Genomic DNA, 21236 nt, shown 5'->3' with positions numbered 1-21236 from the left:
ACAAATTGGTGGTGGCCTGAAGCAATAAGCATCGGGAACTAATTGGTATTGTCATAATATTTCATAATCAACCAAAACCATTTATGGAAATTCCAAACCCGATGCTAACCAGTATCGGGTTTTTTTATTATTAAAATTTACAACAAGAAGATAAGAAACAAAATGAAGTATACATTCAAAACACACAGCAGAAAATTGCTTGCGGATACAACGACCCCCGTGAGCATCTATCTTCGCCTAAGAGATATCTTTCCAAACTCATTGTTACTGGAAAGCTCCGACTACCATAGTCGCGACAACAACATAAGTTACATCTGTTGTCAACCAATCGCCGGAATCCAACTCCATGAGAAAGAGCTGACGCTCACTTATCCGGGTAGAGAACGTATCGTAAAAAATGCGCAGGAAATTGAGTTACGCCAGGAAGTTTCCGATTTTAGAAATTCCTTCGAAGATCATACAATTGCTGAACTTAACTTGATCTCCAATGGCCTATTTGGTTATTTCACATTCGATTGTATTGAACACTTTGAGGACATCAAACTAACAACAACGGTAGATCCAGCACGGAAAATACCGTTTATGCAATATCATGTTTACAAATATGTCATTGCCATCGACCACTTCCGCAACCAGCTTTACATTTTCGAACACCTTTTGGAAGACGAAGAATCAGAACTTGAAAGAATGCAGTTCCTTATTCAGAACAAAAACTTTCCTGAATATACCTTCAAACTAGCTGGCGAGGAAAGCTCCAATCGTACCGATGAAGAACACCGTCAGTTGGTTAAGAAGATGAAAGAGCATATCCAACGTGGTGATGTATTCCAGATTGTGCCATCCAGAGGCTTTAAGACACCGTTCTCTGGTGATGAATTCAATGTCTATCGTGCGCTCCGCTCCATCAACCCATCACCTTACCTTTTCTATTTTGACTACGGTGACTTTAAACTTTTCGGATCATCGCCTGAGGCTCAACTGCGTATCCACGGGAAACAAGCAACAATTTTCCCTATTGCTGGAACATTCAAACGGACAGGTGACATGGACGAAGATCAGAAGATCGCCTCCAGACTCAAACAAGATCCCAAAGAAACTTCAGAACACGTGATGCTCGTCGATCTTGCCCGCAATGACTTAAGTAGACATTGCACCCAAGTTAAAGTTGAGTCCTACATGGAACCACAATATTACTCGCATATTATCCACTTGGTCTCCAAAGTAACGGGCACATTAAAAGATAATATCAACCCATTTGACATCGTAGGTGATACATATCCAGCGGGTACGCTTTCAGGTGCTCCAAAACATATGGCATTGACGTTGATCGATCGTTATGAAGGATTACAACGCTCATTTTATTCGGGTGCAATTGGATTCATGGGTTTTAACGGAGACTTTAATCATGCCATTATGATTCGTTCCTTCCTAAGTAAGCAAAACACCTTACATTATCAAGCTGGTGGTGGTATCGTATTAGATTCAGACCCCGAAATGGAGCTACAAGAAGTAAATAACAAAATTGCCGCTTTGCGAAAAGCATTACAATTAGCAGAAACATTATGATCAGACCATTGGAATACTGTGTCAATCAGCAACACATTCATGTTTCAGTAGACACCATTGACAGCCGCATCGTAGAGTTATTGGCATTACGCAAAACTTATGTTGAAAAAGGTAAGTCTTTAAACGACGAGCAGGAGGAGCAACAACATCTTATTCTGAATCTAAATACCAATTATAAAATATTGGCGGAAAGATTTAATTTGCCTACTGAATTTATTCAATCCATATTCCGGGAGATTGAAAATTATATTAATCAAGATTTTATAGTAAAAGGTTATGAGCAACAATAAAATAGTCGTTATAGATAACTACGATTCATTCACCTATAACTTGGTCCATCTATTACAAGAACTTGGACAAGAGTATGTCGTGTGGAGAAATGATAAATTTAAACTGGAAGATATTGATGCTTTCGATAAAATACTTCTTTCGCCCGGCCCAGGTATTCCAGAAGAAGCTGGATTATTACTTGATGTTATCCGTACCTACGCTCCACATAAAAGTATATTGGGCATTTGCTTAGGCCAACAGGCTATTGCAGAAGTCTTTGGTGGTACACTATTCAATATGGAAAAACCTTTGCATGGCGTAGCAACAAATATTACCGTTGTTGATGAGTCAGAGAAACTGTTTCGGGACTTCCCAAAAGATTCCAAAATTGGACGCTACCATTCTTGGGCTGTAAACAAAGACACCCTACCAACTAGCCTCAAGGTAACGGCGATCGACGAGAATGGCATCATTATGGCCTTAACCCATACCGAATACGATGTAAGGGGAATGCAGTTCCACCCAGAGTCGGTATTGACCACAAATGGTAAAAAATTAATTGAAAACTGGTTGGGAATCTAACATCTAAAAAAAATGACTATACTTGATAAAATCATTGAACGAAAAAAAATAGAAGTAGAAAAAGCAAAAGCTTTAGTTCCTTTGGAAGAGCTATTAAACTATCCCCATTTCGGTGTAGCTTGTCTATCGTTGAGAGAATCTATTCTAGATCCTGAAAAAACAGGAATTATAGCGGAATACAAAAGAGCATCGCCATCAAAAGGAGACATCAATAGTACTTCAGCAGTGGAAGATGTTGTCAAGGCATACGAGGAGGCAGGTGCTTCGGCAGTCTCGGTTCTTACTGATAGCGAATTTTTCAAAGGCAATTTAGAAGATCTATCGAAAGCACGCGAGGCTATCAGTATTCCTATCTTAAGAAAAGAATTCATCGTGGATAAATATCAGATAACCGAAGCGAAAGCTTATGGGGCAGATATCATCCTTTTAATTGCGGCATGTCTGAAAAAGGAAGAAGTTCAGGAATTTGCAGCGTATGCAAAACAAATCGGCTTAAATGTCTTGCTCGAAGTACATAATGAACAGGAACTATTAGACAATCTTTTCGATGACATCGATGCAATTGGGGTCAATAATAGAAACCTGAAAGATTTTTCAGTAGATCTTCAACATTCTTATGATCTTTTGGACAAAATTCCAACGGAATACATCAAAGTCTCCGAAAGTGGCATATCCGATCCATCAACAATTAAAGCCTTAAAAAAAGCTGGTTTTCAGGGCTTCTTAATTGGTGAGAATTTTATGAAAACAGCAGATCCGGGACAAGCGATCAAAGACTTTGTAAAAGAAATATAAAAACTTATTTAAAATCAATCTAAATAAGATTATATTTGCCCAAGTATAAGTTAGGGCTTTTATATTTTGGAAACGGATTTTTTTATTATAGATAGAAAGAGTTTTGAGCAAATATATCTTCGTCATTGGGAAGATATGTTTGCTTTTTGTCTCAGCAATATCCAAGAGGAAGAGCATTCAAAAGAGATTGTACAGGACGTTTTTAAATCAGTTTGGGAGCGCAGGGAAGAACTTCGTCTGAAGGAGGTTGAGCGCTATTTGATCCGATCGGTCAAACTCAAGACTTTTGAATATATACGTAATAAAGTATCCCGCCAACAACATTTGAACAATATTTCGAACATAACGGAATCTCATTATTCAGACAATACACTGATTGCCGAAGAACTCGCAAACAAGATTTCCAAGTTAGTCAATACCTTACCGAACCAATGCCGCAAAGTATTTCAGATGAGCAGGGAACAAGGGCTTACAAACAAACAAATAGCACAGGAATTGGTGATCTCTGAAAGAGCAGTTGAATATCATATTTCTAGAGCTTTAAAAACATTAAAGACAGAATTAATAGAATATATATCGTAAGTTGTTGATGCAGAAAAGAGAAATCTCGTACTTTTGTTATTGAGTTGAATATACGGATGAAAATAGACCATAAGTTAATAGAGAAATACCATCTAGGCCAATGCTCTCCAACAGAAAAACTGTTGGTAGAAGAATGGCTGATGGATGATACTTTCGAATCTAACCCAGTACCTATTTCAACAGCTAAAAAAGATAAATTGGAAAACGATATCTGGGCTGATATCAACAACTATATCGAGACAGCAGAAGCCCCAATAGAAATTAGGAGCAAAAAGTACCCGCTTAAATATGTTGGCATTGCAGCCTCCCTCCTAATCCTGCTTAGCTTTGGCCTCTATCAGTTTAATAGCATGAAGGAGAAGACTGATGCGACATTCGACAACGCGAGGAATGCGAACTTGAAATATATCAATCAACAAAACTATAAAATAGTCTTAGGCAAGAATGCGACTGCTCAGATCAATACCGATACCGGGGAAATCAAAACGACAGGCAATATGCTCTTTATACCCAAAAGGAACTTTGCCTTCAGCATGCCGGGGGCTGATAAAAAGAAAGAATTAAAAACGGGCGAAATCTATTTTGTATTGCAGCCACAAAAAAATGGAAAACAGGTGATCATCGCTAAATCTGAACTCACTTTTCTTGCACCAACATTACAGCATGAGCTCAAGTTACAATTTAACATCATTTAATCGATCTTAATTCCATTACCCATATTCACATGCGACCAAGCCGTCTTATCTTATTCTTACCGCTTTTGCTACTTAGCTTAATGATAAGCTGTCAATCTGAACATGAAGAGAAAAACTTATCCGGCAAATACAGCTTGTACACGATGGATAAAGATCTAGGGAATACAATTGTAACATCTAACCAAATCGACAGTGGAACGTTGGATATTCAACAAAATGGGATCGAAATTCCAACACAAGAGTTCGATCGCAGCATCATTGTTAAAAATGGCAGATTTTATTTCCTCAGAGAAGGGAAATTTCGAAAATATACACTAGAAAAAACAGGCCTAAAAGAAATTGCTCAGCTGTCTATGCCTGACCAACATATTGAAAATATCAATTGGCTCAACAACGACACCTTACTCCTTTTCACATCAGACAACAAAACCAATCGGCGTTTATGGTACACAAAGATCGCTATCAAATCTTTTAAAATCGTTCAGCAGCACGAGTTAAAGATACCTTCCTCAGCCCCCGACTTCAATATTATCTCCATTGGCTTTAGTACCATACACCAGCAAAAACTGCTAATTGGTTATACGTTTAATAAAATTATCAATGAAACAGACTTCACCACAATAGACACCTTCTATGTGGCTACCCTAGATGAAACAACACTAGAGCTCAAGGGAATCCAAAAAGATACCCGATCCACTTATCCCGGAGGGATCAATACGGTACAATCCTATAGTTTCAATGATGAAGAGGGAAACTATTATTTTATGGCTTGCCCAGGTATAGCTTTAGGAAATATTCCCTCAAAACCAACTGCAATCTTTAAAATTGATCAGAAGTCAACTCAAATTGACCCGAATTATTTCTTTGATTTAACAGCACAGACCCATAACCACGCTTATGGAATGTGGTACCTCGGAAACCATCAAGCGATTGTACGAAGCGAACGTAAAGATCGCTATACCGATTTTAGCGACCACCACTCTACTTATCAATTTGAATATTTTCTTGTTGACCTCAGTACCAAAAGCACACGCAAACTCAACCTACCATTTGACAAAGGCACCCGTAAAGAATCTGTACTTGTTGAAAATGGTAAAGCATATATCACCATTGATGACAGCTCAGACAAGCATCAGGTTTGGATTTATGATATCAAATCAGGAGAAATAAAGGTAGGCCTTCAACTGGATCAGGCTACGGACTTTATCGTAAGAATCGATCGACTAAATTAATTTCAACTGTAAGACAGACTTTTACAAAAAATTTTCTTTTTTTTCACAGTAGGACCTTCGGTAAATCTAGACTTACGCTACTTAGATAATATGTATTTAATCTAAATAAGTGTATGTCAAATTTTAGGGCGATATCTACCTGTGTATTGCTATCATTTTCTTCTACTCTCTTTGCCCAACAATACGGTGTATTGCAAGGTCAAATAAAAAGCTCAAAAGATGGGAGCTTATTACATTCGGTTAGTATCAAAATAAAAAATACGCAGCTAGGAACAACATCAGATCCATCGGGAAATTTTCAACTGTCGCATATCCCCTTCGGGAAATATAAAGTGCTTATATCTGCCGTAGGCTACACTAGCCGAGAGGTTCAAATTGATATACCTGCTACTGTTACAACAAAGATAAACATTGATCTAGATCCGTCAGCGCAACGATTGGGTACTGCTCAAGTTGATGGAAAATCGGAAAGTACAAAACTGAAGGAAACAGGATTTGCTGTTAATGCGATTGAAACTAGACAATTTGCCAATCTAAATCTCGACATCAATCAAGTACTATCTCGTAGTCTCGGTGTAAATATCCGCGAATCGGCGGGTCTAGGTTCTGATTTCAAATTTTCCATCAACGGGCTTTCAGAAAAACAAGTTCGCTTCTTTATTGATGGTATTCCAATGGAAAACTTCGGTTCAGGATTGACATTAAACAACATACCTGTCAACCTAATTGAACGCATCGAAGTATTTAAAGGTGCCGTTCCAGCGTATCTAGGTTCGGATGCACTCGGTGGTGCCGTCAATATCATCACCAATCAATCTGCCGGCAATATGCTGGACGCCAGTCTTGCTTATGGCTCCTTCAACACTATGCGTGCTGCGGTAAATGGTCGATTTACAGATCACAAAACTGGACTTTCTCTTCAATTAGGGGCCTTTCATAATCTTTCGGACAACAATTACTGGATGCGCAACAATCCTAAAAATGAGGCACCAATTAAGGTTATTGAAAATGAAGACATCGTAGAACGTGACGCCAAACGCTTTCACGATAGATATCGTTCCGATATGGCACAATTCGAAATTTCTTTATCCGACAAATCTTGGGCAGATAAGATTTCATTAGGATTGACTTATTCAGATTTCAACAAAGAAATACAGACTGGTGCCAGCCAAAACACCGTATATGGTGAACTTCGCAAAATAGGCAACTATATAATGCCTTCTTTCAAATACAAAAAAGACAACTTTTTGATCGAAAAGCTAAATATGAACGCCTATGCCTCTTATGGCATCGACAAATACCGTGTTATCGATACAGCTAGCCAAAGCTATGGTTGGGGTGGTGGAACAGGAATCCCTTTAGCAATTTCGGGAGAACTCAATGATATCAAAACCATCTATCATTATAAAAACAAAAGTGCGCTAATACGTACAAACTTTAGTTATGAGTTAGACGAATTCAACGCTCTCAACCTCAATTATAATTTTGCACATAGCAGCAGGTCTGCAGAAGAAGAACTTGGTAATGCGAAAAGCAATCCATTGGGGACTCCCAACACCATATCCAAAAATATCTTAGGACTCGCCTATCAAAATCTTGCATTGGACAAACGTCTCAGTACATCCATTTTTACGAAGTTGTACAACTTAGGAACATTTGCCAGAGATGTTGTCTATTTCAGTGGCAGCGATGGCAACGGTTATACAAATAAAGACACCCGGTTCAACAAGAACTATATCGGCTATGGCCTGGCCTCCCGATTCAGCCTAAGACAGAATCTCGGAATCAAGGCATCTTACGAACGTACCTATCGCCTCCCGGAATCTGAAGAAATGTTTGGTGATGGGATCAATATCATCGCCAATAACAAGCTGAAACCTGAGAATAGTAACAACATCAATCTCGGTTTTTATCTCAATCAACACTTTGGTAAACACAGCCTTAACTTTGAGAGTTCTTATTTCCTACGGTATGCACGCGATTTTATCTATTTCAAGCCTACGGGTGGGAAATTCTCCAGTTACCAAAATTTGGACAAGACTACAATCAATGGCATTGAAGCAGAATTAAAATATCAATATGCTAATTTGTTAGACTTTTCGATCAATGGTACGTACCAAAACTCAACGAATAAGTCCAAATATATTGATGGGCAAACCGCTAACCCCGATATAACCTATAACGACAGAGTGCCCAATCAACCTTGGTTGTATGGGAATCTCAATTTGAGCATCTATAAAAATAATTGGTTAGCACCGGATACTAAATTGCAGTTTATCTGGTCCTCAAACTACACACACTGGTATTACTTGGATTGGGAAAGTGTGGGTAGTAAGGAATCTAAAAACCAAATACCTACACAATTTATCCATAATGCAGCTCTTTCCTATTCTTTTGCAAAAGACAAATACAATATTTCTGTCGAATGCAGAAACCTGACCGATGAGCTGGCTTATGACAACTTTAGGTTACAAAAACCAGGGCGTTCATTTCACGTCAAACTCCGATATTTCTTAAATAGCTTTAATCACAATTAATTATGTTTTCAAAATTAAAATCCACAGCAATTCTCTTTAGCGCGGGCATTATTGCGACATTGGCCGCATGTTCCAAAAACAGTCCTGGAGGCGAAGTAGAACCTCCTGCACAGGAAAGTGCAAAATATGGTTTTGTTGTCCAGGCAGGAACACCAGCAGCAACTTACAATCTTGTAGCTAACTCCTTAACAGAAGGAACCCTTACCACTGCCTCTAACGGTGCAAAATCCAATTACGCAGCCATTACCTCAAAAGGTGAATTTTATTACGGAATCGACACAGATTCTAAAACATTAGTCAAATACACAAGTGATAACTCCAAAATTACAGTTGTCAAAGAAATTCCATTTCCTGCGATCAGCTGGGCGTATTACTCCAGTTTCTATAAATGGAAAGATGACAAAACACTGGTTCTGTTTAGTTCAGATGCTGCAATTCAATTTGAATATGCTATTCTCGATGTTGAAAACATGAAAATCACCAGCAGTGGTAAATTGAATATCCCCGGTTTAATGGATGGCTATTATTTCTGGGCTTACAATGCCGCTTTTATTGGTGATAAATTATACTTAGCCTACACACAGGAAAACAATGATACAGGCATCTCTGTCAGCAAAACGTATCTGGCTAGTATGGACTATCCTTCGATGAGCAATATTACAGTGACACAAGATGACCGCTTTACCTTCCCAAGTCATTACACCTTGAATGTACAGTCATCATTTACGGAAGATCAGACAGCCTATTTTATTACTTCGCCTACAATTTGGTCAACAAAAACAACTGGTGAACCTTTCGGAATCTTTAGGGTACAGAATAATTCAAAAGAGATCGATCCAACTTATTTCTACGAATTGACCGACCGTACAAAAGAAGAAGCTGTGGGACTTACATATGTAGGTAACAATAAGGCCGTCGTTAGAATCTTGGATAAAACTAAAATTAAGGACTCAGATTCTTATGGGACAGAATATATCACGAGCTTCTATTTGGTTGACGTAAAAGCGCAAACCAAGACAAAAATCAATATCCCATTGGCCAAAGGAACTCCTTTTGCCGAAAACGTAGTGGCGGATGGGAACAATATTTTCATTGCTGCGAATACAGCAGAGGGCTACTATGTGTATCAATACAACACTTCGTCTCAAGCTGTCTCTAGAGGACTAAAACTTGAAGGTATAAATGCCGTCAATAAAATGGTCAAATTATAACGATAATTAAAGAAGGTCGCTTTGTAAGCATGATGGAAGTACTATTCCTAATGCCTACAAAACGACTTTCCCACAGTCCTTACTAGGGGACGATGATCAAATCCGTCAATTATGTTAAGTAAAATTAATGCCTGGCTCCATCTTTGGTTAGGGCTTGCTGCCGGTATACCCGTCATTATACTGGGAATTACAGGCTGTGTACTTGTTTTTGAACATGACATCAAAGAATTAACAACAAACTATATCCACATCGAATCCCGAACAACAGAAGAGCAGCTTCCCCCTTCCGCAATTTACAGATCCGTAAAGAGGGTTCTGCCGGATAAAGATATAGCAAGCGCATGGTATTATGGACTTGATAAGTCCGTCAAGGTCAGTTTGGATCATTCCGATAGTCTGGTCTATGTAAATCCCTATACAGCGGAAGTATTAGCCATTGTAGATCATGAAGATTTCTTTCACTTGATGGATGAAGGACATCGCCATCTATGGATGCCTGTTAAAATAGGCCGACAGGTTGTTGGATGGAGTACCTTCATTTTCTTTATCCTGCTGATCACAGGGCTAATTCTTTGGTGGCCAAAAAAATGGAACAAAAGATCGAGAGAACAAAGTTTTACAATCAAATGGAAAGCGAAATTCAAAAGAATCAATTATGATCTACACAATGTGCTCGGCTTCTATTCACTGACAATAGCCTTAGTAATGTGCTTAACAGGACTCATTATGAGCTTTCCTTGGATAAGAAGTTCTGTAGTTTGGCTGACAGGCGGTTATCCAAATAGACCTAAAATAGAGAAAACGAATGAAGAAGAGCAAATTGACAGGCCTTTAAATGACGCGCTACGAGTAGCCGACCAAATTTGGTATAAGGTACGCTATGAGTATGCCAAGTACAACAAAGAAGCCGTTATTGTCCATTACCCCGAGCGTGAAGACAAAACAGTCTATGCATGTACCGACATGGAGGGTGGAACTTGGAGGGATCTCAATTTCGATCGATATACACTTGAATTGACAGGCAGAAAGCAAGGTCCCATTGATGAAGCGAATACCACCGAATGGCTGATGCGCTCCAATTATGCACTCCACACTGGCTTTATTGGTGGAATGACAACAAAAATCATCTATTTCATCGCCTCACTTGTATGTGCAACCTTACCAATAACAGGATTCTATATCTGGTGGGGAAAGAAAAGAAAAGCTATAAAAAAACCGAAACGCACACAATTAGCAACTACTTAGATTTTAGCAATACCGTAACCATACCATTATGCTCTACTTCAATCGTCATATCTTGAGTCTTCTATTCATTTGTACCGTATCCAGTAGCTTTGCCCAAAAAACCAGCCACATCAAAGGTCAAATTATCGGCGAAGATAAGCATGCCATTCCTTACGTCAATATCAGCCTTCATCAAGCAAAAGATGGCACATTAACGAAAACTATCGTCGCAGATAGTACAGGGCATTTTATTTTCGGAGACACAAAGGCAGGCCGTTATTATATAAAAGTAAAAAGCATCACGCATCAAGAGACCTTTAGTCCGCATTTCAGTTTAGATGAACAACTTGGCGGATACGATCTCGGCCAGATTGTGCTATTAATGAATAATGCTTATTTAGCAGAAGTGTTGGTTCAACGCAAAAAACAATTTATTGAACAGCAAAGGGATAAACTGGTATTCAATGTTGAAAACTCCATGCTTGCTGATGGCAATAATGGACTTGAACTACTCAACAAGCTACCAGGTGTAACCGCAGATGACAACGGAAGCTTAAGCATTAAAGGGAAATCAGGTGCTTCGGTAATGATCAATGGAAAACTGACTTATCTTTCCGGTGACCAACTGGCCAACCTATTGCGCAGCACATCTTCCATTGATATCAGCAAAATTGAGCTTATGTCCAACCCTAGTGCAAAACAAGATGCGGCCGGGTCAGCAGGAATTATCAATATTGTTTTGAAAAAAGGAATAAAACAAGGATGGAATGGTTCAATTTCCCTCAACGGTGGCACAGGCAGGGGCATGCACCTTGGCGGTAGTCTCAATTTAAATTACCGCACGGAGAAACTAAATGTATTCGCGATCTATAATCAGTATCATCAGAACCTTGAGTATTTTAACTCCCTCACACGCTACTTCTATTCGGATCAAGGTAACCTCCCCAAATCTTATACACAGCAGGAAAATAAAATACAGCCAAAGCTGCGGTCGAACAATTTTAGAGCTGGTATAGATTATAACATAGATTCCAAACAGACACTTGGTGTACTTATCAATGGCGGATTTGGCAAATATCCGAAGTATGAACCGACGACAAATAACTTCAGAAACTTTGACGATAATCAATTAATATGGTCCTCATCTACGATAACGGAAGGGAAAGAACGCTGGCGGGATATGCTCTACAATATCAACTACACGATCAAATTTAATGAGAAAGGGCACGAACTAAAAATCGACCTCGATCTTGTCGACCATTATTCCAAAATGGATCAGCAGCTAAACACGAATTATACGAAAGCAGATGGCACCCCACTCAACCAACCGTCGTCACGTCGAGGAGACATTCCCTCAGACAATAAAGTGTACGTCGCCAAGTTGGATTATACACTGCCCCTGGCCGAAGGGTATAAACTGGAGACAGGCTGGAAAGCAAGTCATGTACGTACAGAAAATGACCTGCATTATGACACCTTACAAAATGGTCAATACGTTCCTGACCTGACAACTAGCAACCATTTCATTTACAAAGAAACGATACAAGCGGGTTATATCAATTTATCCAAAAGCTGGACTAAAATTTCGGCACAGGTTGGTCTGCGAGGAGAACACACACGTACATCAGGCAATCAAATCACGCTGAATGAACAATTTGAAAAATCCTATTTCAAGCTATTTCCATCAGCATTTCTAACTTATGCCGTCAATGAAAAAAACAAATTACAGACAAGCTACAGTTACCGTGTGCAAAGACCATCATTTTGGGATCTCAATCCATTTCGTGTATATACCGATCCTTTTTCCTATTCGGAAGGCAATGCCCGTCTGAATCCTGCTTACGAGCATTCTCTTGAACTTGGCTATACATTTGTCAACAAATATATTTTTACCTTAAACTATGCGAAGAAAACCAATGTTGTTAACGAGATCATTGGTACGGATCCAGCCAATCCATACATTACCTACGAACGACCCGAGAATATTGGTTCGTTTAGAAATTACGGCTTGTCCATTATCGCCCCTACCCAATTGACAGCTTGGTGGTCAGCTACGCACTTCGCAAATTATTACCGTAATGAATATGATATTCCACAAGAGAATGGCTTGATCAGTCGAAAAGGCAATACGCTTACACTAAATAGCCAGAACACATTCAAATTGCCTAAAGATTGGTCTTTAGAACTAGGCGGGAACTACGTGTCCGGGCTGACAATAGGGTTAAGTCAGATCAAGAGTTACGGTCAAATATATACTGGCATCCAAAAAAATATACTCAATAAAAGAGCATCTGTCAAACTAGTGGTGAATGATATTTTGAGGACCAACAATCGTCGCTATGAGACCGTTTCGTCAACAATAAGGCTCGTAGGGAAATCGAACCCTGACAGTAGGACGGCTATCCTCTCATTTAATTATCGATTTGGCGGGGTTAGCGATTCGAACAGCCAGCGTTCAACCGGATCCGAGGAGATCAAAAATCGACTCTAAACTCGTGACAGTTAGCTAACTTTATACTAATGCCAAATTTTGTACCTTTGTAAAAAATTATCGAAGATGTCGGTCAAGATTGGTGAAAATATTGATTTGGGTAAATTCCCTTTGTTATTAGCTCCGATGGAGGATGTAAGTGATCCTCCGTTTCGCTATGTGTGCAAACAGAATGGTGTTGATTTAATGTATACTGAATTTATTTCTTCAGAAGGACTAATCCGTGATGCTGCCAAATCTGTTCAAAAGCTAGATATTTTTGAATATGAACGACCTATTGGTATCCAGATCTTTGGTGGAGACATCGAAAGTATGCGTCAATCGGCTGAAATCTGTACAAAAGCGGGCCCAAATTTAATCGATATCAATTACGGATGTCCCGTTAAAAAAGTAGTCTGCAAAGGGGCTGGTTCATCCCTGCTACAGGATATTGATAAAATGGTTGCCATGACCAAAGCTGTCGTTGAAGCGACAGATCTGCCTGTGACAGTGAAAACACGCCTTGGCTGGGATGACAATACAAAAAATGTATATGAGGTTGCCGAAAGATTACAAGACGTAGGCATCAAAGCACTGGCAATTCATGGACGTACGCGCGCACAATTGTACAAGGGTCAGGCGGACTGGTCCATGATTCGGGATATCAAACGTAATCCGCGTATCAAGATTCCAATTTTTGGAAACGGTGACGTAGACTCTGTCGAAAAAGCTGCGGCTTGGCGACAAGAATTTGAAGTTGACGGCATTATGATTGGCCGTGCAGCAATCGGATACCCTTGGATCTTTAGAGAAATCAAACATTTTTTCAATACTGGTGAGCGTCTAGAAGGACCTACCATTGCCGAACGTGTCGAGGTTTGCCGGACACATCTGAACAAATCCATTGAATGGAAAGGTGACAAATTAGGTATTTTTGAAATGCGTAGGCATTATGCGAATTACTTCAAAGGAATTCCTAATTTTAAAGAGTACCGAATGAAATTAGTCAGCTTACAAAGCCAGGCAGAGATCCTTGAGGTACTGCATGAGATTGAACACTCGTTCATAGCAGAACTTATCTAAAAATAAAAATGGCGACACCTAAACAGGTGTCGCCATTTTAGCCTATATCGAATAAATTAATTTCGTCGCAATAATTTCATTAACCCATTTTTTTCCAGAAAAAAGGTAACCACAAGTAGTATCAAAAGCATGGCATTACCGATCCAGATATTGCTATGGAAAACCTGAAAACTCAACCAGGAAATTACAAGTCCCAAGCCAAGGTAAACAGTAATCTTGATCATCTTGTAGGGTATAGGATAATATTTCTGTCCCCAATAAAGCGAAAAACCGATCATGACCAAATAGACCACTGTCGTAGACAAAACAGCTCCAACATAGGAATAAGTTGGAATAAGCCAAACATTAAGCACAATCGTCATTAAGGCTCCGATACCAGATATATAGAGTGCATATCGTGTCTGGTCCGTCAACTTGTACCAAATTGACAGGTTCATATATATCCCCAGAAGGACATAATTAAACAGTAAGATTGGAACAATTTTGAGCCCAGTCCAATAAATAGCGACTTCTGATTCGTTCCCTTTGATAAAGTATTTCAGCCAATCCAGATTGACTGTCAATCCAACCATAGCGACAACCATCAATATGACAAAATACTCCATAATTAAAGCATAGGTTTTGGAGGCATTTTGATTTTTAGAATAGGAAAAAAAGAACGGTTCAGCACCTAACCTAAAGGCAGTTACAAATAAACTTAAAAATACAGCTAATTTAGCCACTGCTCCATATATACCAAGGTCCCTAATTCCTACTTCACCAGGCAGTAGTTTTGGGAAAAACATTTTATCCAGATTTTCATTTATAATAAATGAAATATTTGCGATCAATATTGGAAAGCTATATTTCAGCATTTGATCCATTAACTTTTTATCCAAGGTAAGTCGGAATGTAAGCAACTCTGGCAAGAGCAAAATCAACGTAACGACACTAGCAAAAAGGTTTGATATAAACACATAGCCAATCCAGCCCTCCTTAAACCACGTTCCGGCAAATTCAGCCCAAAATGTATATTTATGTACCCAGTCAGGTAAGAAAATGATAAAGAACAAATTTGAAAGAACAGTAATACCAATATTAACGAACTTCAAGGCACTATATTTATACGGCCGACCTTCAGCACGCAATTTTGTAAATGGAACAACAGCAAGTGCGTCGGCAACAAGAATGAATGCAAAGTATTTAATATATTGCTCATAGAGGCTTACATCGCCACCATCAGCAAACCAAGCGGCAATTGGTCGCGTGAATACAAAAACTGACAGCAGGAGAATGCCCGAAGTAGCTAAGGTAACGAAGAAACTATTATTGTAGACTTTATTTTTATCTTGCGGTTCGACCTTCTGTAAATAACGGAAATAAGTCGTTTCCATACCAAATGCTAATACAGCATTCAACATAGACATCCACGCATAAAAATTAGAGTAGATACCATAGACTGCTGCATCTTTAAACTTACGGAGATAAAGTGGAGTCATCAAAAACCCTATCATTCTAGAAACGATAGTAGTTATACCGTAGATAAAGGTATCGCTGAGAAATTTTTTGATTGTAGACACTAGGCTTAGGATTGAACTCTTTTAACTACTTCAAAATTAGAAAAGCTTTTAAGTTCGCCTTCCTTGACTTCTACACTTTCAACAATTGCACCTTCGGGGCCTTCTTGGCAGAACTCCAACAGTGAATCCAGTGCAAAATCATCGCCCTCGGCTTCAATATAAACGGAACCATCTTTTAAATTGACAACAAAGCCTCTCACACCAACCTGATCTGCTACTGCTTTGGCTGTCAATCTAAAAAAGACTCCCTGAACTTTACCCCTTATTGAAATATTCAAATGTTTCATCTGTAACTTATTTTTATTCCATCGATCAGATGGAGCGTACCATATCTATAATTTTACGATTATAATTATGGACGTTTCATAAGGGCAAAAGTACAGAAGTTTTTGTAGAATTAAATACTAAGCTAGACGTTTAACTTTAACATCATCATTCAGACGCATATGTTCCATCCCTTGCAACAACACGATACCCGGTTTTTTACCGACCTCCAACGATCCAAACTCATCTTGAATATTTAATGCAATAGCGCCATTAATGGTAGCCCATTGGATAGTCTGTAAGAAATCAAGTTCCTCAAAATGCGTATGCAATACCTTAAGCTCCTCAAGGATAGATAAAGTATCGTTTGAAGCTAAACTGTCCGTTCCGATCACCAGACGCTGTCCAGCATTCATAAAATTATGAACCTTTGGCAATGTTCCTTCAATATAAAGATTTGCTTTTGGACATAAACACCACACCACATCACGGTCCATACGTTCTACAAAATCTAAATCTTTTAACGAAGTATAGGTATTATGAACCAACAGTAATCTATTCGGATAAGGTAAATAAGGAAGATAAGACTGAATGGAGTTTCTCGCCTGCGCCTTGATGGCATCAGCATTTTTTCCTATATTCTTATAAAAGTCTAAGAATTCACCCATTTTATAACGGAACAGCTTATTCTCTTCTTCACTTTCTTGATTGTGAATACTGATAATATTTGTTTCCGGAACCATTTTCTTGAATTTTTTGAAAAGTACCTTCGAACAAGAATAGGGAGCGTGGGGTGTAATGGATACATGACCATTCCTAAACTCTTGGGTTAATGATTTGGCCTCTTTTAATTTAAAATCAGCTTCCTCAGGTTCAATTCCCAGCACTTCCACAAATGTGTGATATAGAATCTGTGAATTTTCCTTCAATTTTGATGAATTATCAGTATTAGCATGATCCCCAACAGCGACAATACCATTTTCGTACATTTCCCGATCGGCTTTTGCCATAGCATCGTCTATTTTCTTCATCGATGCGGACCGCGTTGTCATTACCTTACTCAAAAAGCTCGGAAGTCCCGTACCTTTAGGAACGATCCCTTTCATATGTGACAATTCAATGTGACAATGTGCATTGATAAATCCTGGAATTATCACTCCATCGTATTTCTCAACCTTAGCTTTATCTGTAGATGTAAATGAAGTCGGGTCATAGATACCTTGAATTACCCCCTCCTCATCTACCGAAACAATACCGTCTTTTATCGGCATTGAAGTAATCGGTAGAATATAATTAGCGCTTAAATATTTTAACATTTTATCTCCTCACTATCAATTTAGTAACTAAAAAATTTTGACCTGTATGAATACATACCTCTAGTAGAAAAATTCATGCCAAGGTACCTAAAAAGAACAATAAATACCAAAAACAACAATTTGAATAAAAATTTAAACCAAAACGAAATAACTCGCTAAATACCTCCTTTTTCATTTGTCATAAATTACTTCTTTATACAGCATTTCAATTTTAAATTTATATATTCGCAGCATCGAATAGGGGTGCCTTGTTTTGTCAGGAACACAAATAAAGGCTGAGATTATACCCAACAGATTAAATTCTGTACACCTGATCCAGATAATGCTGGCGTAGGGAGAGGTTAGTTAAATAGTGCGGTCATAGTAACCCCTTGCTATGATTTGTTTAACTCAAACAAAATACATTACCATGATCAAATTTTTGATTTGTAGCTCCTTAGCTACTATTTCAAGCCAAATTGCTATTGCGCAATACAATCTGACAATTAAAACTGTAGACAAGATCAATCAGAATCCCTTACAGCATGTTTCCGTATCCATAGATGGTCAAGCTTCCTTTGCCGGCCAATCGGATAAAAATGGGCTGATTAAACTCTATCGCATCAATACCGGTAAACACCATCTCCAAATATCTTCTGTAGGTTATAAAACTTGGAGCCGAAATGTAGATGTTAAAGACAACTTGGAACTTACGGTCGAATTAGAACCCGCTACAATTCAAATGGAAGAGGTGCTTGTTCAATCTACCCGTGCCAAAAGAAATGCACCCACAACCTTTAAAAATATCTCCAAAGAGGAAATCTCTCGTAATAACCTCGGCCAAGATATCCCATTCCTTTTAAACCAGACTCCATCAGTTCAGGTAAATTCCGATGCCGGTGCCGGCATAGGTTATACCGGAATGACGATCAGGGGATCTGACAATCAACGAATCAATGTGACATTAAATGGGATTCCGCTAAACGATGCAGAGAGCATGGGGTCCTTTTTTGTCAACCTGCCCGACTTTGCCTCTTCTACCGAGAGCATCCAAGTTCAACGTGGTATTGGGACTTCAACGAATGGTGCGGGATCATTTGGAGCCTCATTAAATATTCAGTCCAATACTTTAGTCGAAACCCCTTACGCAGAACTCAACAATTCATTTGGCTCCTATAATACCTGGAAAAATACAGTCAAGGTAGGTACCGGACTAATTAATGACAAATTTGCCTTCAATGCCAGACTATCTCGAATCAGTAGCGATGGTTATATCGAGAGAGGTAGTTCAGACTTACAATCTTTCTATGTGGACGGAGGTTATTATGGCAAGAAACATATTTTAAAAGGAATTGTATTCTGGGGAAAAGAAAAGACTTATCAAGCCTGGAACGGCGTTCCCGAACCATTGATTACCGGAGATCGATCTCGCATGGATGATTATGCAGATAATGCACTCGAAATCTCCGGTGCGGAGAAGGATCGTTTCATGGACGCTGGCAGGAATTACAACCTATACACGTATAAAAATCAAACAGATAATTACACGCAGAAACATCATCAACTTCATTACACGAATATCCTGAGCGACAAATTGACGCTCAATACAGCCTTACACTATACAAGAGGTTATGGTTACTATGAAGAAATGAGACCGGGAGATAAACTAAGTAAATACGGTTTACCTAACGTCATCATTGGTAAGGATACCATACAAAAAACAGACTTAGTCCGCAGAAGATGGTTGGATAATTATTTTTACGGCATGACTTACGCCCTGAATTACAGACCGAATGATCAGCTTGAAATTACTTGGGGTGGAGCTTATAATCAATACAAAGGAAAACATTATGGCCAGGTGATTTGGGCACAATATGCATCAACAGGCTTTCTTGACGACAAATACTATTTCGGGAAATCACAAAAAAATGATTTCAGCAATTTCTTAAAAGTCGATTACAAACTAGACAAATGGATATTAATGGCCGATATTCAATATCGGAATGTAGATTACCACATGTATGGTGACGATGATAAGGTAAAAAATTATAATTATCATCCTAAGTTCAATTTCTTGAATCCTAAAGCTGGTGCAACTTATTTGCTAAATGATCATTCAAATGTATACGCGTCCTATGCCTTTGCACAAAAAGAACCTGTTCGTAAGGATTTTATAGAGAAAAATAGCGCATTACCTGACCCTACCCCAGAGAAAATGCAGGACATTGAATTGGGCTATCGCTTTACAAATGAAAAATTCAATATCGGGTTGAATGGATATGGCATGTTTTACAAGGATCAGTTGATCCCAACAGGTGAAATCAGTGATACTGGTTCTCCGATTCGACAAAATGTCAAAGATAGCTATAGAATGGGTCTTGAATTCGATGGATCATGGAACATCAGCAAGCAGTTCAATTGGAAAGCAACAGCTAGTTTCAGCCAAAATAAAATTAAAGATTTTGAAGAGATTGTGAAAGATATTAACGGCGTCGATCCCGATACCAAAATTTTCTATTCAAAGACAAATATTGCACTCTCTCCGGGAACTATATTGTCAAGTAACCTTTCTTATAGTCCAATAACATCACTTACATTCTCGTTTCTATCCAAATTTGTAGGAAGACAATATTTAGATAATTCATCTGCGAAGGAGAGAAGCATTTCCTCTTATTTTGTCAACAATCTGTTAGCAAACTATAGCTTTACAGCATTAGGCATCAAAAACATCAGTGCAGCATTACAGGTCAACAACATCTTCAACGAAAAGTACGAAGCCAATGGCTACACCTTTGGTTGGATGGAAGGTGATACCCGAAAATATTATAATTTTTATTTTCCTCAAGCACCAACGAATTTCCTACTGGGCTTGAATTTCAAATTCTAGAAACAATTTATTTAAATAAAAAAACGTCTCTTTTTTCCTGAGGAAGCAAGAGACGTTTTTTATTTAATATACCGGATAATTTGCACATTACATCGTGTTTGATAATCGGAATTTTTACCTTTGGTTTTATACTTTTCATTATGCGCGCAGTTATACAACGAGTGAAAAACGCCTCTTGCACGGTTGACAATCAGATTACAGGCCAGATCCAGAAGGGTTTAATGATTTTATTAGGAGTTGAAGAAGCAGACACAACAGAAGATCTGAAATGGTTAGGACAAAAATTCATCAACTTACGCATCTTCGAGGATGAACAGGGTTTGATGAATAAATCGATACAGGATGTAGACGGAAATATCTTACTCATCTCACAATTCACCCTCTTTGCTCAAACAAAAAAAGGAAACAGACCTTCCTTTATCAGAGCAGCAAAACCGGATAAAGCCAAACCAATGTATGAAGAAATGGCTTTACTGTTAAGTCAATTACTCCAAAAAGAGATTCAACTTGGCATATTCGGAGCAGATATGAAAATTGACCTACTGAATGATGGTCCAGTTACCATCGTCATGGACACAAAAGATAAGGACAACTTTTAATTTTTTATTGAACACAAGATGACTATTAAAGAAGCACAAGAGGTTATTGACAAATGGATCAATAGTACCGGAGTACGTTATTTCAACGAATTGACTAACACCGCCATACTCATGGAAGAAGTCGGTGAAGTTGCCCGAATAATGGCTCGACAATACGGGGAGCAATCTTTCAAAAAATCAGACAAAGAAGTCAATTTAGCAGATGAAATGGCCGATGTATTATTCGTTTTGATGTGTCTTGCCAATCAAACGGGAATTGATCTAACAGAGGCTCTGGAACAAAATCTTCAAAAGAAATCAATTCGGGATGCCGACCGCCATAAAAACAACGAAAAACTTAAATAATTAAGGATAGTGTTGTTTATACAACTCTTTGAGATAATAT

At 38.6% G+C, this 21236-nt stretch carries 18 protein-coding genes; 15 read left to right on the top strand and 3 right to left on the bottom strand.

The window, feature by feature from the left end; genetic code table 11:
- The first annotated feature begins 162 nt into the window (after positions 1-162).
- The 12 genes from AB1Z56_RS23090 (at position 163) to dusB (ending at position 14247) form a co-directional block, all read left to right on the top strand.
- Entirely contained in the window at positions 163-1566 is a 1404-nt protein-coding gene (locus AB1Z56_RS23090; protein WP_426790302.1) for an anthranilate synthase component I family protein, read from the top strand.
- Positions 1563-1856, top strand: coding sequence for an isochorismate pyruvate-lyase (locus AB1Z56_RS23085; protein ID WP_309359983.1), 294 nt, complete (start codon positions 1563-1565; stop codon positions 1854-1856). The genes AB1Z56_RS23090 and AB1Z56_RS23085 overlap by 4 nt, the downstream gene beginning before the upstream one ends.
- On the top strand, positions 1843-2418 hold the full coding sequence (locus AB1Z56_RS23080; RefSeq protein WP_309359981.1) for an anthranilate synthase component II: 576 nt from the start codon (positions 1843-1845) through the stop codon (positions 2416-2418). The genes AB1Z56_RS23085 and AB1Z56_RS23080 overlap by 14 nt, the downstream gene beginning before the upstream one ends.
- 12 nt (positions 2419-2430) lie before the next feature.
- The gene (trpC, locus tag AB1Z56_RS23075) at positions 2431-3213 is read left to right on the top strand and encodes an indole-3-glycerol phosphate synthase TrpC (RefSeq protein ID WP_426790301.1); all 783 of its coding nucleotides are present in this window, start codon (positions 2431-2433) and stop codon (positions 3211-3213) included.
- Between the two features lie 66 nt (positions 3214-3279).
- On the top strand, positions 3280-3795 hold the full coding sequence (locus AB1Z56_RS23070; protein ID WP_426790300.1) for an RNA polymerase sigma-70 factor: 516 nt from the start codon (positions 3280-3282) through the stop codon (positions 3793-3795).
- Positions 3796-3851: 56 nt separating this feature from the next.
- On the top strand, positions 3852-4490 hold the full coding sequence (locus tag AB1Z56_RS23065) for a hypothetical protein (protein WP_426790299.1): 639 nt from the start codon (positions 3852-3854) through the stop codon (positions 4488-4490).
- A gap of 143 nt (positions 4491-4633) precedes the next feature.
- Positions 4634-5722, top strand: coding sequence for a hypothetical protein (locus AB1Z56_RS23060; RefSeq protein WP_426790298.1), 1089 nt, complete (start codon positions 4634-4636; stop codon positions 5720-5722).
- Between the two features lie 113 nt (positions 5723-5835).
- A complete protein-coding gene (locus AB1Z56_RS23055) occupies positions 5836-8259 on the top strand; it encodes a TonB-dependent receptor domain-containing protein (RefSeq protein ID WP_426790297.1) in 2424 nt (807 codons plus the stop codon).
- Between the two features lie 2 nt (positions 8260-8261).
- Entirely contained in the window at positions 8262-9470 is a 1209-nt protein-coding gene (locus tag AB1Z56_RS23050) for a hypothetical protein (RefSeq protein ID WP_426790296.1), read from the top strand.
- 111 nt (positions 9471-9581) lie between these two features.
- A complete protein-coding gene (locus tag AB1Z56_RS23045) occupies positions 9582-10715 on the top strand; it encodes a PepSY-associated TM helix domain-containing protein (RefSeq protein WP_426790295.1) in 1134 nt (377 codons plus the stop codon).
- Between the two features lie 28 nt (positions 10716-10743).
- On the top strand, positions 10744-13185 hold the full coding sequence (locus tag AB1Z56_RS23040; protein WP_426790294.1) for a TonB-dependent receptor domain-containing protein: 2442 nt from the start codon (positions 10744-10746) through the stop codon (positions 13183-13185).
- Positions 13186-13251: 66 nt separating this feature from the next.
- On the top strand, positions 13252-14247 hold the full coding sequence (gene dusB, locus AB1Z56_RS23035; protein WP_309359963.1) for a tRNA dihydrouridine synthase DusB: 996 nt from the start codon (positions 13252-13254) through the stop codon (positions 14245-14247).
- Between the two features lie 56 nt (positions 14248-14303).
- Here dusB and AB1Z56_RS23030 read toward each other — a convergent pair whose 3' ends face one another.
- The 3 genes from AB1Z56_RS23030 to AB1Z56_RS23020 form a co-directional block, all read right to left on the bottom strand.
- Complete coding sequence (locus AB1Z56_RS23030; RefSeq protein ID WP_309359961.1) at positions 14304-15740, bottom strand: lipopolysaccharide biosynthesis protein; 1437 nt, start codon at positions 15738-15740, stop codon at positions 14304-14306.
- A gap of 71 nt (positions 15741-15811) precedes the next feature.
- Complete coding sequence (locus AB1Z56_RS23025) at positions 15812-16093, bottom strand: acylphosphatase (RefSeq protein ID WP_309359959.1); 282 nt, start codon at positions 16091-16093, stop codon at positions 15812-15814.
- 117 nt (positions 16094-16210) lie between these two features.
- On the bottom strand, positions 16211-17386 hold the full coding sequence (locus AB1Z56_RS23020; RefSeq protein ID WP_426790293.1) for an amidohydrolase family protein: 1176 nt from the start codon (positions 17384-17386) through the stop codon (positions 16211-16213).
- A 409-nt stretch (positions 17387-17795) separates the two neighbouring features.
- Between AB1Z56_RS23020 and AB1Z56_RS23015 the strand changes: the two genes are divergently transcribed.
- The 3 genes from AB1Z56_RS23015 (at position 17796) to AB1Z56_RS23005 (ending at position 21196) form a co-directional block, all read left to right on the top strand.
- Positions 17796-20252 (top strand): TonB-dependent receptor, encoded by a 2457-nt coding sequence (locus AB1Z56_RS23015; RefSeq protein ID WP_309359956.1) that lies wholly within the window; start codon positions 17796-17798, stop codon positions 20250-20252.
- Between the two features lie 140 nt (positions 20253-20392).
- Positions 20393-20851 carry a D-aminoacyl-tRNA deacylase gene (gene dtd / locus AB1Z56_RS23010; protein WP_309359954.1) on the top strand — a complete coding sequence of 153 codons (459 nt, stop codon included), beginning with the start codon at positions 20393-20395 and terminating at the stop codon, positions 20849-20851.
- Positions 20852-20869: 18 nt separating this feature from the next.
- Complete coding sequence (locus AB1Z56_RS23005; RefSeq protein ID WP_075990824.1) at positions 20870-21196, top strand: nucleotide pyrophosphohydrolase; 327 nt, start codon at positions 20870-20872, stop codon at positions 21194-21196.
- The last annotated feature ends 40 nt before the right edge of the window (positions 21197-21236 follow it).

Source organism: Sphingobacterium sp. WOUb80, assembly GCF_050058145.1.
Classification (GTDB): Bacteria; Bacteroidota; Bacteroidia; order Sphingobacteriales; family Sphingobacteriaceae; genus Sphingobacterium.
Note: the sequence above shows the minus strand (reverse complement) of the source record. Positions and strands in the feature narration are given on the sequence as shown.

What these genes read in the sequence shown, in the direction of transcription:
- AB1Z56_RS23090 (WP_426790302.1), top strand. Translation starts at nt 163, where the DNA reads ATGAAGTATACATTCAAAACACACAGCAGAAAATTGCTTGCGGATACA.
- AB1Z56_RS23085 (WP_309359983.1), top strand. Translation starts at nt 1,563, where the DNA reads ATGATCAGACCATTGGAATACTGTGTCAATCAGCAACACATTCATGTT.
- AB1Z56_RS23080 (WP_309359981.1), top strand. Translation starts at nt 1,843, where the DNA reads ATGAGCAACAATAAAATAGTCGTTATAGATAACTACGATTCATTCACC.
- trpC (WP_426790301.1), top strand. Translation starts at nt 2,431, where the DNA reads ATGACTATACTTGATAAAATCATTGAACGAAAAAAAATAGAAGTAGAA.
- AB1Z56_RS23065 (WP_426790299.1), top strand. Translation starts at nt 3,852, where the DNA reads ATGAAAATAGACCATAAGTTAATAGAGAAATACCATCTAGGCCAATGC.
- AB1Z56_RS23060 (WP_426790298.1), top strand. Translation starts at nt 4,634, where the DNA reads ATGGATAAAGATCTAGGGAATACAATTGTAACATCTAACCAAATCGAC.
- AB1Z56_RS23055 (WP_426790297.1), top strand. Translation starts at nt 5,836, where the DNA reads ATGTCAAATTTTAGGGCGATATCTACCTGTGTATTGCTATCATTTTCT.
- AB1Z56_RS23050 (WP_426790296.1), top strand. Translation starts at nt 8,262, where the DNA reads ATGTTTTCAAAATTAAAATCCACAGCAATTCTCTTTAGCGCGGGCATT.
- AB1Z56_RS23045 (WP_426790295.1), top strand. Translation starts at nt 9,582, where the DNA reads ATGTTAAGTAAAATTAATGCCTGGCTCCATCTTTGGTTAGGGCTTGCT.
- AB1Z56_RS23040 (WP_426790294.1), top strand. Translation starts at nt 10,744, where the DNA reads ATGCTCTACTTCAATCGTCATATCTTGAGTCTTCTATTCATTTGTACC.
- dusB (WP_309359963.1), top strand. Translation starts at nt 13,252, where the DNA reads ATGTCGGTCAAGATTGGTGAAAATATTGATTTGGGTAAATTCCCTTTG.
- AB1Z56_RS23030 (WP_309359961.1), bottom strand. Translation starts at nt 15,740, where the DNA reads ATGATAGGGTTTTTGATGACTCCACTTTATCTCCGTAAGTTTAAAGAT.
- AB1Z56_RS23025 (WP_309359959.1), bottom strand. Translation starts at nt 16,093, where the DNA reads ATGAAACATTTGAATATTTCAATAAGGGGTAAAGTTCAGGGAGTCTTT.
- AB1Z56_RS23020 (WP_426790293.1), bottom strand. Translation starts at nt 17,386, where the DNA reads ATGTTAAAATATTTAAGCGCTAATTATATTCTACCGATTACTTCAATG.
- AB1Z56_RS23015 (WP_309359956.1), top strand. Translation starts at nt 17,796, where the DNA reads ATGATCAAATTTTTGATTTGTAGCTCCTTAGCTACTATTTCAAGCCAA.
- dtd (WP_309359954.1), top strand. Translation starts at nt 20,393, where the DNA reads ATGCGCGCAGTTATACAACGAGTGAAAAACGCCTCTTGCACGGTTGAC.
- AB1Z56_RS23005 (WP_075990824.1), top strand. Translation starts at nt 20,870, where the DNA reads ATGACTATTAAAGAAGCACAAGAGGTTATTGACAAATGGATCAATAGT.